At 61.7% G+C, this 14090-nt stretch carries 15 protein-coding genes and 1 pseudogene; 5 read left to right on the top strand and 11 right to left on the bottom strand.

From position 1 onward, the window contains the following. Positions 1-67: 67 nt before the first annotated feature. The 3 genes from IB279_RS19495 to IB279_RS19485 are packed head-to-tail and all read right to left on the bottom strand — an operon-like array spanning position 68 to position 2835. On the bottom strand, positions 68-1318 hold the full coding sequence (locus IB279_RS19495) for a Zn-dependent hydrolase (RefSeq protein ID WP_192339574.1): 1251 nt from the start codon (positions 1316-1318) through the stop codon (positions 68-70). A 24-nt stretch (positions 1319-1342) separates the two neighbouring features. Continuing rightward, positions 1343-1990 (bottom strand): TenA family protein, encoded by a 648-nt coding sequence (locus IB279_RS19490; protein WP_192339572.1) that lies wholly within the window; start codon positions 1988-1990, stop codon positions 1343-1345. 2 nt (positions 1991-1992) lie between these two features. Beyond that, complete coding sequence (locus tag IB279_RS19485) at positions 1993-2835, bottom strand: BtpA/SgcQ family protein (RefSeq protein WP_113187739.1); 843 nt, start codon at positions 2833-2835, stop codon at positions 1993-1995. Between the two features lie 25 nt (positions 2836-2860). Here IB279_RS19485 and IB279_RS19480 point away from each other — a divergent pair, with 25 nt between their 5' ends. Beyond that, positions 2861-3760, top strand: coding sequence for a ribokinase (locus IB279_RS19480; RefSeq protein WP_113187777.1), 900 nt, complete (start codon positions 2861-2863; stop codon positions 3758-3760). A 31-nt stretch (positions 3761-3791) separates the two neighbouring features. Here IB279_RS19480 and IB279_RS19475 read toward each other — a convergent pair whose 3' ends face one another. The 6 genes from IB279_RS19475 to IB279_RS19450 are packed head-to-tail and all read right to left on the bottom strand — an operon-like array spanning position 3792 to position 9483. Next, complete coding sequence (locus IB279_RS19475; RefSeq protein WP_034790452.1) at positions 3792-4559, bottom strand: glutamine amidotransferase; 768 nt, start codon at positions 4557-4559, stop codon at positions 3792-3794. Positions 4560-4598: 39 nt separating this feature from the next. Further along, a complete protein-coding gene (locus IB279_RS19470) occupies positions 4599-5666 on the bottom strand; it encodes a phosphotriesterase (protein ID WP_192339570.1) in 1068 nt (355 codons plus the stop codon). Between the two features lie 5 nt (positions 5667-5671). Beyond that, a complete protein-coding gene (locus IB279_RS19465) occupies positions 5672-6670 on the bottom strand; it encodes an ABC transporter permease (RefSeq protein ID WP_060610650.1) in 999 nt (332 codons plus the stop codon). Then, positions 6667-7470 carry an ATP-binding cassette domain-containing protein gene (locus IB279_RS19460; RefSeq protein WP_112983639.1) on the bottom strand — a complete coding sequence of 268 codons (804 nt, stop codon included), beginning with the start codon at positions 7468-7470 and terminating at the stop codon, positions 6667-6669. Before IB279_RS19460 ends, IB279_RS19465 begins: the two co-directional genes overlap by 4 nt. Then, positions 7470-8426, bottom strand: coding sequence for a substrate-binding domain-containing protein (locus tag IB279_RS19455; protein ID WP_060521156.1), 957 nt, complete (start codon positions 8424-8426; stop codon positions 7470-7472). The genes IB279_RS19460 and IB279_RS19455 overlap by 1 nt, the downstream gene beginning before the upstream one ends. A 34-nt stretch (positions 8427-8460) precedes the next feature. Further along, entirely contained in the window at positions 8461-9483 is a 1023-nt protein-coding gene (locus tag IB279_RS19450) for a LacI family DNA-binding transcriptional regulator (RefSeq protein ID WP_089044856.1), read from the bottom strand. 253 nt (positions 9484-9736) lie between these two features. On the opposite strand from IB279_RS19450, the gene IB279_RS19445 reads away from it, so the two are divergent. Beyond that, on the top strand, positions 9737-10714 hold the full coding sequence (locus tag IB279_RS19445) for a L,D-transpeptidase (RefSeq protein WP_113187740.1): 978 nt from the start codon (positions 9737-9739) through the stop codon (positions 10712-10714). Positions 10715-10810: 96 nt separating this feature from the next. On the opposite strand, the gene IB279_RS19440 is transcribed toward IB279_RS19445, so the two are convergent. Beyond that, the gene (locus tag IB279_RS19440; protein ID WP_060521158.1) at positions 10811-10999 is read right to left on the bottom strand and encodes a hypothetical protein; all 189 of its coding nucleotides are present in this window, start codon (positions 10997-10999) and stop codon (positions 10811-10813) included. 112 nt (positions 11000-11111) lie between these two features. Continuing rightward, the gene (locus IB279_RS19435) at positions 11112-11834 is read right to left on the bottom strand and encodes an NIPSNAP family protein (RefSeq protein ID WP_034790446.1); all 723 of its coding nucleotides are present in this window, start codon (positions 11832-11834) and stop codon (positions 11112-11114) included. Between the two features lie 98 nt (positions 11835-11932). On the opposite strand from IB279_RS19435, the pseudogene IB279_RS37705 reads away from it, so the two are divergent. From IB279_RS37705 to IB279_RS19425, 3 genes and pseudogenes are all read left to right on the top strand, one after another. After that, a pseudogene (locus IB279_RS37705) lies at positions 11933-12106 on the top strand (helix-turn-helix domain-containing protein); the annotation flags it as partial. Positions 12107-12112: 6 nt separating this feature from the next. Beyond that, a complete protein-coding gene (locus tag IB279_RS19430; protein WP_246802059.1) occupies positions 12113-12541 on the top strand; it encodes a TetR family transcriptional regulator C-terminal domain-containing protein in 429 nt (142 codons plus the stop codon). Between the two features lie 135 nt (positions 12542-12676). Further along, a complete protein-coding gene (locus tag IB279_RS19425; protein WP_192339566.1) occupies positions 12677-14074 on the top strand; it encodes a family 16 glycosylhydrolase in 1398 nt (465 codons plus the stop codon). The last annotated feature ends 16 nt before the right edge of the window (positions 14075-14090 follow it).

Raw genomic sequence — 14090 nt, 5'->3', positions numbered from 1 at the left:
ATGCCCGCTGGCATCACCGAAGCGCGCCCGCGCTGGCTATAGGGGCGGCGAGCCGCACCCGCGCGCGCTATGCGCCCGCAGCAAACGCTTCGAGGGTCGCGGCAAGCAGCATACGGGCACCTTCGATGGAATGCGCGGGCTCGACATATTCCGCTTCGTTGTGGCTAAGCCCATCGCGGCAAGGCACGAAGATCATGGCTGCCGGCGCGACACGACTGACGAACAAGGCATCGTGGAAGGCGCCGGAGAGCATACGCTTGGTCTTCAGTCCGAGCGAGGCTGCAGCGCGATCGAGGCAGGCGAGCAGGTCGTCTGAAAAGAGGGCCGGCGGCATGTCGAAGATTTGCCGCGTTGTGCTCTGGCAACCGTTCGCCTTGGAGGCGGTGTCACATGCCTGCCGGACCCGCTCTTCCAGGTCGTCGATGGCGTTGGTCTCCGGGTGGCGCAGATCGACGGTGAACGTGACCGACCCCGGAATCGAGTTCACCGAACCTGGTTCGACTGCGAAGCGGCCGACGGTGAAGCGTGCGCGCGGGTCGCCCGGCATGGCGCTCCTATACAGTGGTTCAAGCGCGGTAACGGCCGCGGCCATCGGGTCGCGACGGAATTCGAGCGCCGTCGTGCCCGCATGCGCTGCCTGCCCATCGATCCTGACCTCCAGCCACCGCGTGCCCTGGATGCCATAGACGATGCCAACCGGTATGTTCTCCCGTTCGAGCGACGGGCCCTGTTCGATATGAAGCTCAAGGTAGCCGGTGACCGGGAAGCCGAGCGGGCGCATTTCGGCTTCCGGCAGGGCTTTCAATGTTGCCTCCAACTCATCGACGAACAACGCTCCGTCGCGGCCGCGAAGATCGGACCACGCCTCGGGGATGGCACCGGCGGCAAACGCCATCGATCCCATCGTGCCGGGGGCAAAGCGGCTTCCTTCCTCGTTCGTCCAGGCAACGACCTCAAGCGGAAAATCAGTCTCGATGCCGGCATCTTCGAGACTTTCCATCACCTCAAAGGCCGCCAGGGTGCCGAGCGCTCCGTCAAAGCGCCCGCCGGTCGGCTGGCTGTCGAGGTGGCTGCCGATCACGAACGGCGGCCTTTGAGGAAAAAGGCCCTCCCGCCGGATGAACAGGTTTGCCATCGGATCCTGGAAGACGCGGAAACCGCGCGCAAGCGCGAGTTCCGCTAGCAGCCGGCGGGAGCCCCGATCTTCCACCGACAAAGCCTGCCGGTTGACGCCCCCGGCCGGCGTCCCGCCGATTTTTGCGAAGTCATCAAGACGCTTGAGCAGGCGCTTGCCGTCCACTGTGGTGCGAGAGGTCATGGTCGTTCCCAAATGTCGCCTTGATCAGACGTAGGCTGCGTCATGAAAGGCGATTTCCAGTTGCTGCGCTCGCCCGAAGATAGCGCTCAGGCGCTTGCGCTCGGAAGCCTCGAGCGCGTCGCCGGCTACGTCGAGTTCTTGTTTCAGCCACTTCGCCTGAGCCGTAAACTCATCATCGGCGTGCATTTCGACCCATTCCTTCAAATGTGGATCGGCAAACGATGAACGGGCGGCCCTTTTCGACCAGGTCCAGTACATCCACTCGGCCGCAAACATGGCAGCGACGGTATCGAGGAAACCGCCGTTGCGGGCGATGTCCAGCATACCCGTTCGGAAAGCATCGACCTCGGCAACATTGAGATCATAGGTGCCGGGATCGATATTGCGTTCGGCAAAAATCCGTTCGAAGTAGGCGATCTGCTGGTTGGCGAGCGCATCCAGAACGGCAATCAGCCAGCGCTTCTGTTCGATCGTCTCGGCCTTCGCCGCCGCAAAGGCGAAGATCGAGATCGCGGTTTCGACGAAGGCCCCCTCATAGACGAGATAGCGTTCGAAAACCTGCGGGGACAGGCGCTCCATCACGATGTCCTCGACGAAGCGATGGTTGACCATGGCTTCGAAGACGGTGGCGTTTTCCCGCAGGATCTGTTCCGAAAGCGTTTCAGCCGCCATTGTCACGCCTCCAGCGCGGGTTCGGCAGCGGCGCGGAAAGCCTTAACCCGCTCGATATCGACCGGGTTCCACCAGACCCCGCCCTGCTTCAGAGACGAGGCAACGATCACGCCGTTGGTGCGCTTGAGGATTTCGACGATGTTGTCCTTGGTCACGCCCGAGCCGACCAGAAGCGGCAGGTGCGTCGCCGAGCCGATCTCCTCGATCTCCTCGATGGTTGCCGTATTGCCGGTGCGCTGACCGGTGGCGATCACACCGTCGGCGTCGAAGAAGGCGAGGTCGCGCGTCAGTTCCTGGATCGAGCGATCGGCCACGATGGCGTGGGCACCGTGCTTCACATGGCTGTCGGCAAAGACCTTGATGTGCTCGGCACGCAGCAATGAGCGGTAGCGCATCGCTTCTGCGGCCCGCCCCTCCATGAATCCTTCGTTGGCGACATAGGCGTTGGCCCACTGGTTGACACGAATGAACTTGGCGCCGCCCGCCATGGCGATGGCAAAGGCCGGGATCGGCGCATTGGCAAGGACGTTGATGCCGAGCGGCACACCTGTCGCCCGCGCGATCCGGTCGGTGACGACCGACATGAAGGCCGCCGTTTCGTGGCCGATATCTTCCGGCTTGGAGAACGGCACGTCGCCATGATTTTCGATCATCAGGCCATGCAGGCCACCCTCGACCAACGTCTCGGCGTCACGCATGCAGGCATCGTAGATTACAGACATATCGGCGCCCCGATAGCGCGGCGCACCGGGGAAGGCCGGGCAATGGATCATGCCGATCAGAACCTTGTCAGTCCCAAATATTTCCCTTATGGCGCTTGTGGACTTGTCAGATATTTCCTGCATTTCTCTCCCTTTCGAAGGTATGTTCATGCACGCTTACGTAATCGGTAATGTGACGGTGGACGAGACCATCGCCGTGTCGGAAATGCCGGCCGCGGGCGCATCGATCCACGGTAGCCAGCGGTCCCGGGACCTCGGTGGCAAGGGCGCGAACCAGGCCGTTGTCATGGCCCGCACCGGCCTGCCGACGAGCCTTGTCGCAGCCTTCGGCGACGGCTTTCGCGCCGACATGATCCGCCAGCATCTGGCAAGCGAACCGGTGGTCAGCAGACTTGTGCCGGTCCTCGGCAAGTCCACCGACTTCTCGATCGTGCTGACCACGCCGGATGGAGAAAACGTCAACATCACGACCACCGACTCTGCCCAGAACCTCACGCTTGCCGACGCCGTCGCGGCGCTGGCCGACGCCGTTCCCGGCGACCTTGCTGTGCTCCAGGGAAACCTGTCGGACGAAACGACGCGCGGTGTCCTTGAAGCTGCGCGCGCCCGCCACATGATCACCGCCTTCAATCCGTCTCCCTTGCGTCCCTATTTCAGCACCCTGTGGCCCTTGGTTGACATTGCTTTCCTCAACCAGGGTGAGGCGCAGGCAATGACCGGTACCAGCGGCGAAGAGGCTGCCCGCAAGCTGCTTGCGGCCGGCGTTCGCGAGGTCGTCCTGACCTTCGGCGGCGACGGAGCCATGCTCGTCACCGCCGAAAGCAGCGTCCCGATCGGCGCCGTCGAATGCGACGTCGTCGACACGACAGGCGCCGGCGACACGTTCATGGCGGTGGCGCTCGCATCCGCCGCACTTCGTGGCACTCGCCTCGATCGCACCGCGATCGAACATGCAACGCGCGCCGCTGCCATCACTGTCAGCCGTCCCGGAACCCGTTCGGCGTTTCCGTCGATCGAGCAGTTGCAAGCGATCCTGAGCGCGCGCTGAGGCTCTCCTCAGCGCGCGCTCCTCGCTGCGGTTAGCGCGCCGTTTCCGTCATCCACCCGAGGATGTTCTTCCAGAGGCGGCCGTAGCCTTCCCACTCGCAGAATGCCGGCGACAGCCAGTGGGGCCCGATATCGGACGTCCAGGCGGCGGTGCGGCCCTTGCCGAAACCGCCTAGGACGAGCAGCGGGTGTCCGCCCTGATCTTCGGGAAGCCGGGCGATGACCTCGGCTCCATCGCGAACTTCCACTTCATTGACGCCGAGAAGCAACGGCCAACTGCCCGAAAGCCCCGCCATGGTCGGATGGTCCGGCTTGACGACGTCGGCAACCGCGCCCTCGGGAATCTCGACGCGGTCGTCATAGGGAAGGCACGTCACCGGAAGCGTGTCTTCGACGGCCGTGCGGCGCCAGCGCGCCTTACCGTCGATACCCTGGAAGGAGAAGTAGCCGCCGACCATCAACAGCGCTCCGCCCTTTTCGACCCAAGCCTTGATGAGCTTCAACCGGTTCGGAACGGTGCGCGAGTGCAGCCATACGGCCGGTGGCAGCAACAGCGAGTTGGCGCCGATATCCGACAGGATGATCGCATCGTATTGGTCGAGGCCTGCCATTTCATAGGGGAACTGGTCCACGGCGTCGTGTGCGGTCATGTAGGTCAGCTCGAACTCGCTGTCCTTGAGCACCTTGACGAGCGGTTCGGCGCCCAGATGGAAGGTCACGCTGCCGAACTGGTCGAAACCCTTGTAGTGGGTGGCGGAGCTTACCCAGCTCTCGCCGACGAGAAGCACTTTCTTTGTCATGGTCTATCCGTCTGTCTTGAATTGCGTTGGGAGCCGATATCAGGCCCCGGTTTGGAATACCGAGCGGGGGTTGTCCCGCATCATTCTGTCGAGCGCGCCGTCCTCCAGCCCGTGTCGTTTGAGACGCGGCAGGAAGTGGCGCAGGACGTAGGCATAGCCGTTGCCTCCGTAGTGGCTGAGCATCATCTTCAGGAACACATCGTGCGAGAGCAGGATGCGGTCCATGTGGCCGGCGTCCACCAGCCTGGCGATCGCTCGTGCTGCCTCTTCGTCGCTCGGGCACTGTACCTGTTGATCGGCATAGAAGAAGTCCATGCCGATCATGTCGTATTCGATGAACGCACCGCGTTCGGCGAGTTCGCTTTGATAGGCGAAATCGTCGTGGGACGGGTTCATGTGACAAAGCACGGTGTGGCGCAGATCCGCCCCTTCCTCGGCGACGACATCGAGCACCCGATGGCCGAGCCGGAACCAGCCCGGCAGATGCACCATCAGCGGCAAACCGGTCCGGAGCTGCGCCCGGCCGGCCCCACGCAGGGACTTCTCCTCGGCCGGGGTGAAATCGGAGGAGACGCCGATCTCGCCGATCAGTCCGATTTTCACGCCCGTGCCGTCGACACCGTCGATGGCCTCGCGGACGATGCCGTCGGCGATCTGGTCGACGCTCATGTCGGCGACCTCGGCCGGATGCGAGGAGGCAAGATAGTATCCGGCCCCCATCACGATATTGAGACCCGTCGCCTTGGAGATCCGCCGTAAGGCGAGCGGGTTTCGACCGATGCCATTGCAGGTAGGTTCGACGACTGTACGGCCGCCTGCGGTCGCGAAAGCCTGCAACTCGGCGATAGCCAAGGGTTCGTCGTCGAGCGTGATGTTGTGCTTGTTAACGAATGGGTCCTGGCGCAGTTCGCCGAGGATCTCCATGCAGACGAAGCCTTCGGCGAGATACTGACGCTCCTTCGTTTGCGGTGCGTTCCACCAGCAGCGGCAATCGTTGAGGATATGCTCGTGCATCAGTGTGATGCCGAGTTGATCCGCGTTGATCGCGCCGTTCACCGTCATCACCTTGCCGGACCGCACATGTCCTTCTGACAGCTCCTTGCTCATGACGGTCATCTCTTGCCGCCAAAGCGAAAGTTGGCGGTGAAGATCCGGGTGTTGAGCCAGATCGCAACGAGAATGATCGCGCCGGTAACAATCTGCGTGAAGAACGGCGAGATATGCATGAGGATCAGGCCGTTGCCGATGACCGCAATTGTCATCGTGCCGAGCACGGTCCCGAGGATCGTGCCGCGCCCCCCCATCAGCGATGTCCCGCCCAGCACCACCGCGGCGATAACCTGAAGCTCGAAGCCGACGGCCGCATTCGAAGAGCCGGAGCCGAGGCGCGCGGCGATCAATAGACCGGCAAGGGCGCAGGCAACGCCGGCGATCATATAGACCGAGGCGATCACCCATTTCGCCGGCATGCCGACGCGGCGAGCCGCTTCCATGTTGGACCCGACGGCGACGACCTGGCGGCCGTATTTGGTCGAGGATATGACGACATAGCCGGCGACCGCGACCGCAACCGCGATAAGCGCAGGCATCGGAATGCCCAGCAATTCGCCGCGGCCGAGCATGAAGAAGCCGGGAGCGTCCTTGATCGGGATCGAGTACCCTTGCGTCAGATAGAGCGCCAAGCCGCGCAGGATCGACAGGCCGGCAAGTGTGACGATGAAGGCCGGAATACCCTGATAGGCGGTGAACCATCCCTGCACGAAGCCGAGAAAGGCGCCGAAGAAGAGCATCGCGACGACGACGAGAGGCCAGGGATAGCCCATGGCCAAGACAATGGCCGCAACCGCATTGACCAGGGCGACCTGCGAGCCGACAGAGAGGTCGATGCCGCCGGTGATGATGACGAGCGTCATCGCAACGGCGACGATGAGAATCGGCGCTGCCTGGCGGATGACGTTCAGAATGTTGCCGAGCGTCATGAAGGTATCGGTCGTGGCCGCGAAAAAGACGACGCAGGCCAGGAAGAAAAAGGCGATCGACAGGACCTGGGCGTTTTCCGAAAGGAAGTCTGCCGCCGGCGAGCCTTTCGCGCGTTCGGTATAGGCCGTCATTGCTTGGCTCCTTCCCCGACGATCAGCTTGACGAGGTCTTCCAGGTTGGTCTTGCCGATTTCGCGCTCGGCGACCTTGGTGCCTTCGTACATCACGGCAATGCGGTCGCAGACACGGAACAGGTCCTGGAGACGGTGGGTGATCAGGATGACCGAGACGCCCTTTGCCTTGACGCGGTTGATCAGCGCGAGCACGGCTTCGACCTCCGCCACGGCGAGCGCCGAGGTGGGCTCGTCCATGATCAGGACTTTCGGATTGAACGAAGCGGCGCGCGCGATCGCGATCGCCTGACGCTGTCCGCCCGAGAGCTGAGCGACCTTGCCGGTCAGACGCGGAATGCGGATTTCCAGCGCATCGAGCATCTTGCGTGCTTCCTCGAGCATGGTCCTCGTATCGAGGAATGGCCCTTTGCTGATTTCTCGACCGAGGAAAAGATTGCCGACCACATCGATGTGGTCGCAAAGGCTCAGGTCCTGAAAGACCATTTCGATATTGCGGTTACGGGCATCCGCAGGTCCTGAGAACCGAACCTCTTCGCCTTCCAGCGTAATGGTCCCGCCATCGGGAATGTAGGTGCCCGAGATGACCTTGGTCAGCGTCGATTTGCCGGCGGCGTTGTCGCCGACGAGGCCAAGGCACTCGCCGGGATAGATGTCGAGGTCGACGCCACGCAGCGCCTGGTGCGATCCGAACGTCTTGGTGATCCCCTTCAGGGACACGCGGGGACTGACACCGGTGCGGGAGGGCAGAGCCCCCCCGACACCAGCGACAGCGGGAGGATGCTGTCTTTCAGTCGTCATCATTTGAAGATCGCCCGATATGGCTCGACGTTGTCCTTGGTGACGATCGTTACCGGCACGGCGATGGTCTTTTCGACGCTGCCGCCGTCGGAGACCTTCTTCAAGGCGTCGACGGCAGCGGCACCCATGGCAGCCGGATCCTGCTGGATCACGGCGGTGACGTAGCCGGCGTCGATGCCGGCGATCGCCTGGGCCGTCAGGTCCCAACCGAAGACCTTCACGCTATCCTGCTTGCTCTGGCTCTCGACCGCGGCGATGGCACCCATCAGGGCCGGCTCACCGGTCGCATAGATTGCGGTCAGGTCGGGATTGCCGGTAATCAGGTTCTCGGCGGCAGCGAGCGCGTTGTCCTGCACGTTCTGTCCATCGACGACGCCGGCCGAGCTGATACCGTCGACATCCTTGATGGTCTTTTCAAATCCCTCCTGCCGAACGTTCTGAATGAAGGAGTTCAGCGCGCCGACGACACCGATCTTGGCTTTGCCATCGGCGTTGGCCTTGATGTAGTCGAGGAAGAACTTGCCCATGTCGGCGCCGGCCGTGGCGTTGTCGACGCCGATCTGCGCCTTCTGCGGGCCTTCCGGAAGGATCGCATCGATGGCGACGACGGGGATCCCGGCTTCGGCTGCCTGGTTGACCGCCGGCATGATGCCGTTGACGTCGATTGCGACGACGGCGATGCCATCGACCTTCTGCTGGATGTAGGTTTCGATCGCACTGTTCTGCGCGGCCGGGTCGTTGTTGGCATTGAAGATGACGAGCTTCGCGCCGGCAGCGTCGGCCGCCTTCTGCGCGCCTTCGTTCATCTGATTGAAGAAAAGCGCCTGCTGGTTAATTTGCACGAGTGCAAAGGTCTTTTCGGCGGCAAGGGCCGGCGAGAGAGCAGCGCCGAGGGTCGTCAATGCCGTGAAACCAAGCGTGGCGACTAAAGTCCTGCGTTTCAAATTCCAGTTCATGTTCTCATCCTCTGTTGGTTCTCCATTGCGTGATTTATCGTTTCGCAGGCGGAGCAACGGATTTCCGCACGACGATTTCGACTGGCAGGAGCTCTTCGACGAGAGCCTGTTTGCCCTGCCAGTTTGTTTCGAGAAGAAGGGAGAGGGCACGCCCGCCGATCGCGCGGACCGGCTGGCGAATGGCGGTCATAGGCGGACCGAAAAGATGGAGCGGGCCGACGTCGTCAAAGCCGATGACCGAAACATCGTCCGGGATCGAAACCCCCTGGTCCCGGAAGACCTCGATCATGCCGATGGCGATTTCGTCCGAGCTGGCGAAGATCGCCGTTGCCGGGCGACCTTCCTCGATGAAGCGCTTCGCCGCCTGCCGACCGAAGGCCACGGTGTAGTCACCGGCGTATTTTAAAAGACGGATATCCTCGCCGAACGCATCGCGCAGCGTCCGCTCAAGACCGTTGGAGCGCCGACGCGAACTGATCATCGCTTGCGGGCCGCCCACGAACAGCACATCCCTGTGCCCGAATTCCGCCAGATGCCGGCCTGCGAGCGCTCCGCCCAGCTCGTTATCGCAGAAGAGCTTGGGCGCCTGCGCGCCGGGAACGTCTTCGTCGGCGATCACGACTTTGCCGGTGCGGTTTATCAACGTGGCGAGTTGACCGTCGTCCGGGTGGTTGGTGACGAAGATCAGGCCATCGACGTGATTGCGTTCGATCAGCTGGAGATAGGCGACCTCGCGACCGGCCCGGTTCAGGGTGGCGTAAAGCGAGACGGCAAGCCCGCGGGTATCCGCCTCTTCTTCGACAGCTGCCACGAGCGTCGCGAAGAAGGGGTTGGCGATATCGGGAACGACAAGACCGATCGTATCGGAACGACCGCGGCTGAGCCGGCGGGCATGCGGGTTGGGCTGGTAATTGAGGTCGCGGATCGCATCCGAGATCCGCTTCTTCGTTTCGAAAGGCAGGTCGAGCGATCCGTTCAGCAGGCGCGAGACCGTTGTCACGGAAACGCCGGCAGCTCGGGCTACATCCTTCAGACCTGTGACGCGTCGTGTGGTCACCTTGGCTCCATCCCCTGCCGTTGTAAACCGATTTACTAAAACGCTTTACAATAAGATTTCGACTTTCGTGTTCTGTCAAGAGACTTTCTCTGACACGAGGTCGGTGCGCCTATGGGGCCACGGATCGAGGCTCGGCCTGGGGCCGATTGGCCGCGGCGAAAAGGCCGCAAGGTCAATGCCGTTCGCACCTGAGAAAGCAGCATCTTGGCGCCGCGAGGCGGGAACAAATCAGGGGCTGATCGATTGAGAGATCATGAAAAACAAGGTTCTATTGGCGGCGCTGATGCTGCTATCCCCCGCCGCGCTGGCCAATGCCCAGACGCTTCAGCCAGAAGCCATCGACGGTGCATCGATTACGCCCACATTGTTGGAACGGACGACCGAGACCTCGGACAAGCCAGACCCCGCCATCGTCAGGCTCCAGGTGCTTCTCGATAGGGCGGGGGCGTCGCCCGGTGTGATCGACGGTTTCGCCGGTGAGAATGTCGCCAAGGCGATCGCCGCCTTCGAGACCATGCAAGGTCTGTCCGCTGACGGAACATTGGACGCCGACGTCATCGGGCGACTGCCGGACCAGACGACGGTGGTCGAGCCCTACGTCATCTCCGAGGACGATGCTCAAGGATTGGTCGCTGAGATCCCCGAAGACTACTCCGAGCAGGCGAAGATGGCTCAGCTCGGATACACGAGCGTCGCCGAGAAGCTGGCGGAGCGCTTCCACATGGATATCGATCTTCTCAAGGCGCTCAATCAGACTTCGGCGTTCTCGGTCGGTGACACGGTTTCCGTTGTGAACCCAGGTCCACCGACGCAGGGAACGGTCAAGCGCATTGAAGCGCACCGGCGCACCGGTCAAATCGTGGCACTTGGCGCCGACGATACGCTGATCGCAGCCTATCCGGCAACGATCGGCAGCCGGGAAACGCCATCTCCTTCGGGAACGCACAAGGTCAAAGGCGTCGCCCGAATGCCGCCCTATGTCTACAATCCAAAAATCAACTTCAAGCAGGGCGACAACCGAAAGATCTTGACCTTGCCGGGCGGCCCGAACGGTCCGGTCGGCACGGTCTGGATCGATCTCTCGAAGCCCACCTACGGAATTCACGGCACGCCGGAGCCGTCGATGATCGACAAGTCGGGATCGCACGGATGCGTTCGCCTGACCAACTGGGATGCGGAGGAGTTGGCGGGGATGGTCAAGCCTGGCGTGATTGTCGAGTTCGTCGACTAAGGTAGCGAAGACGTTTAGGAATTTCTGAACGGGCAAGAAGTCGAAACCGGCCACCGATCACGCGGTGACCGCTCGCGCAATTCCCATGTCGAAGCTTCAGCGGATACGCGTCTGAACGCGCACGATGTTCATCTGGAGCTCGTGGCTGGTTGCCTGTCTACCGAGCACCTTGATCAGGCGCTGCTCTTCGGTTTTGTGAATACCGGTCCGCCGGCAATAATCCGCGACGTCCCAGATATGTCTGATCTGGGCGTTGGCGACTGTTCGAACATCCGCGTGTTTCATTCCGTGCCTCCCCTAACCCAATACAACGTTTGGAGGCTGGTTTGGTTCCGCCAGGATGCGTTCCTGGCGGCTGTGGGTGCGTTCGTACCGATCCGGCGTGTATGGGCGCCAGCTACAAGGTGCAAAGCGATCGCGACGTCGGGGTCAGCCGAGAAACCTCGATCCTTCGCCAGCACTGGCTATCCATTCGAGGAAAGACCTCACTGGTCCATCTGACGTCCTTGTTCAGTTGCTCCCGATGCCGTGAAAGGCCGTCGTCGTCCTCATGCATTTCAAACCAGATAAACACCGTTTCGCCCTCACGGACGGGGAGCCTCGGGAAGGCGTTTGCGCTGCGTTCGGTAACGAACACCGCGTCGATGCGAGCACCGGCGTCTTCGAGGATCGGCAGTGCCTCGGCGATGAAGAATGCAGCGAAACGGTCCTCCGTGCCGGGCGCCAGCGAGCAGAGGTTCACGGTGACGACACCTCTGGTCGATTGTGCCTCTTGCTCCCTTGCAAGGTTGTGAGGAAACGGCTGCGTGCCAGCGACTGGCTTGACCAGCAACACATTGTCCGAGTTGAGCATCGTCTCGTTGGCGCGAGACCCATGGTCCTTCCAAACCGGGCCCGAATAAAAGGCCGCCAACGCGTCGGTTCGCGTTGGCATATCGGCAAAGGAACGTACCCAGACGAAGGCGTCGGGATCGTCGCAGTCGCGGAATTCCCCTTCAAGACGCATTCCGAGCGCTTCCTGCGGTTCAACGAATTCGCGGTCAAACAAGTCGATCAGGCGATCCCTTCCGCCGGGATGAAGTCGGTAGCGGCGAAGTTCGTAAACGGCGTGCGGTTCCATGAATCCTCCAAAACAGGTCAATTGTCCTGTTTCTAATAACAGGTTGATCGACCTGTTTTGTCAAGGCACTATGGCGAACGATTTTTCAGGCGGCGGTCATGAGCGAACACAAAAGAACCAACGATCCTCAAGCGGTGCGCCGCAGGATCGTCGATGCGGCCTACCAGGCCTTTGTCACCCAAGGATATCTCGCGACGGGAATGCAGGAATTGCGCGCGAAGGCATCCGTCTCAGGAGGCGCTATGGCCCATCACTTTCCGGCCAAACGGGAACTTGGATTGGCGGTTATCCGCGACCGCGTCGCCGTAGCGGTGCGGCAAACGTGGATCGACCCGCTGCGTATCTCGAGCGATACACCCACAGCGATCGATCAGATCTTCACCGAGATCATCAGCGAGCTCTCCGAAAACGGCTCCGTCTCCGGCTGCCCGCTGAACAATATGGCGATCGAAGTCTCCAGGCATGATGACGAGATGCAGCAGGCGCTGGGTGCAATTTTTGAGGCTTGGGAAGAAGCGCTCGCGGCGCGATTCCAGGAAGACATCCGCCTGAAGCGCGTCGCAGGCATTCAACCCGACAGCCTCGCCACCCTGATCATCGCCGCCTATTCCGGCGCGATGGCGATGGCAAAAGCCAATCAGCACACACGTCCGCTCGTGAACTGTCAGGCGGAGATCGCAGCACTTCTCGCGTCGAAATACGTCTAGGCTGGGTCCGCTCGGCTCCCTCGTGGGGAGGCCGCTGCTCCGGATTATCCGCAAATGTTGGGGGTGTGGGCGACAGCTTGAGATGCTAGAGGTGCTCATCGGGAAGGGGCACTCCAATAAACAGGAGACTTCTCGATGAGCAGAACTGCCATGAACGCCCTCGGACAACCGCTCCATTACAGCGGAAGTTCGACCGCATGGTTTTCCGCAACCGGATCCGGGTCCACGCTCTACGGAACTCCCGGCAACGATTCGATCTGGGGCGACGGTTCCGTCGATGTGACTATGTTCGGCGGCACGGGCGACGACGTCTACTATCTCTATTCATCGACGAACCGGGCCGAAGAGGCACCCGGCGAAGGGATAGACACGATCGATACCTGGATGAGCTACAGCTTACCGGAGAACTTCGAAAACCTGACCGTCACCGGTGACGGTCGACACGCCTTCGGCAACAGCGCCGACAACATCATCACCGGTGGCTCCGGCAGCCAGACCATCGACGGACGCGCAGGCAATGACGTGCTGGTCGGTTCCGGAGGCGCTGATACCTTCGTGTTCGAGCACGGCAACGGCAGCGACCTTGTCACGGACTTCAGCTCCAACGATACCATTCGCCTCGACGGATACGGCATTACCTCGTTCGAAGAGGTGCTGGCGAATGCAGGCCAGCAGGGAGACGATCTCCGCCTCCATCTCGGCGATGGCGAAAGCCTGGTCCTGGCCAATACGACAGCCGACCAACTGCAGGAGGGCCAGTTCCAGTTGAGCCTGGACCGATCCGCCCTGACGCAGACCTTCTCGGACGATTTCGACACGCTTCAGCTCACCGACGGCACGGGCGGCATCTGGGATGCCAAATACTGGTGGGCGCCGGAAGAGGGGGCGACGCTCTCGGAAAACGGTGAGCTGCAATGGTACGTCAATCCGAGTTACGGGCCGACCGCATCGGCTAACCCGTTTTCGGTCGAGGATGGTGTACTGACGATCACCGCAGAGCGTGCACCGGACGCAATCCAGTCCGAGATCGGCGGCTATGACTACACGTCCGGGATGTTGACGACCTATTCGTCCTTTGCGCAGACCTACGGCTACTTCGAGATGCGGGCCGACATGCCGGACGATCAAGGTGCCTGGCCCGCTTTCTGGCTGCTGCCCGCCGACGGCTCCTGGCCGCCGGAGCTCGACGTCGTCGAAATGCGCGGGCAGGACACCAACACTGTCATCACCACCGCCCATTCCAACGAAAGCGGCGAGCACACGATCGTCAGAGACGGCGCGCAAGTCGCCGATACCGACGGGTTCCACGATTACGGCGTGCTTTGGACGGAAGACGAGATCGTCTGGTACTTCGACGATACCGAGATCGCCCGCGCCGATACCCCCGCGGACATGCACGAGCCGATGTACATGCTCGTCAATCTCGCGGTCGGCGGAATGGCCGGCACACCCGATGGCGATTTTGACGACGGGTCGCAAATGAAGATCGATTCCATCGAGGCCTATGCGCTGGACGCCGACTGGCTGATCTAGGCGGAGAAGCACGAAG

Source organism: Ensifer sp. ENS06 (assembly GCF_014852205.1).
GTDB classification, from domain to species: domain Bacteria; phylum Pseudomonadota; class Alphaproteobacteria; order Rhizobiales; family Rhizobiaceae; genus Ensifer; species Ensifer adhaerens.
This window is presented reverse-complemented; position numbering and strand designations above follow the sequence as displayed.

Excerpts from the sequence above, each read along its gene's own strand:
- IB279_RS19495 (WP_192339574.1), bottom strand. The coding sequence starts at position 1,318 with ATGACCTCTCGCACCACAGTGGACGGCAAGCGCCTGCTCAAGCGTCTT.
- IB279_RS19490 (WP_192339572.1), bottom strand. The coding sequence starts at position 1,990 with ATGGCGGCTGAAACGCTTTCGGAACAGATCCTGCGGGAAAACGCCACC.
- IB279_RS19485 (WP_113187739.1), bottom strand. The coding sequence starts at position 2,835 with ATGCAGGAAATATCTGACAAGTCCACAAGCGCCATAAGGGAAATATTT.
- IB279_RS19480 (WP_113187777.1), top strand. The coding sequence starts at position 2,861 with ATGCACGCTTACGTAATCGGTAATGTGACGGTGGACGAGACCATCGCC.
- IB279_RS19475 (WP_034790452.1), bottom strand. The coding sequence starts at position 4,559 with ATGACAAAGAAAGTGCTTCTCGTCGGCGAGAGCTGGGTAAGCTCCGCC.
- IB279_RS19470 (WP_192339570.1), bottom strand. The coding sequence starts at position 5,666 with ATGAGCAAGGAGCTGTCAGAAGGACATGTGCGGTCCGGCAAGGTGATG.
- IB279_RS19465 (WP_060610650.1), bottom strand. The coding sequence starts at position 6,670 with ATGACGGCCTATACCGAACGCGCGAAAGGCTCGCCGGCGGCAGACTTC.
- IB279_RS19460 (WP_112983639.1), bottom strand. The coding sequence starts at position 7,470 with ATGACGACTGAAAGACAGCATCCTCCCGCTGTCGCTGGTGTCGGGGGG.
- IB279_RS19455 (WP_060521156.1), bottom strand. The coding sequence starts at position 8,426 with ATGAACTGGAATTTGAAACGCAGGACTTTAGTCGCCACGCTTGGTTTC.
- IB279_RS19445 (WP_113187740.1), top strand. The coding sequence starts at position 9,737 with ATGAAAAACAAGGTTCTATTGGCGGCGCTGATGCTGCTATCCCCCGCC.
- IB279_RS19440 (WP_060521158.1), bottom strand. The coding sequence starts at position 10,999 with ATGAAACACGCGGATGTTCGAACAGTCGCCAACGCCCAGATCAGACAT.
- IB279_RS19435 (WP_034790446.1), bottom strand. The coding sequence starts at position 11,834 with ATGGAACCGCACGCCGTTTACGAACTTCGCCGCTACCGACTTCATCCC.
- IB279_RS19425 (WP_192339566.1), top strand. The coding sequence starts at position 12,677 with ATGAGCAGAACTGCCATGAACGCCCTCGGACAACCGCTCCATTACAGC.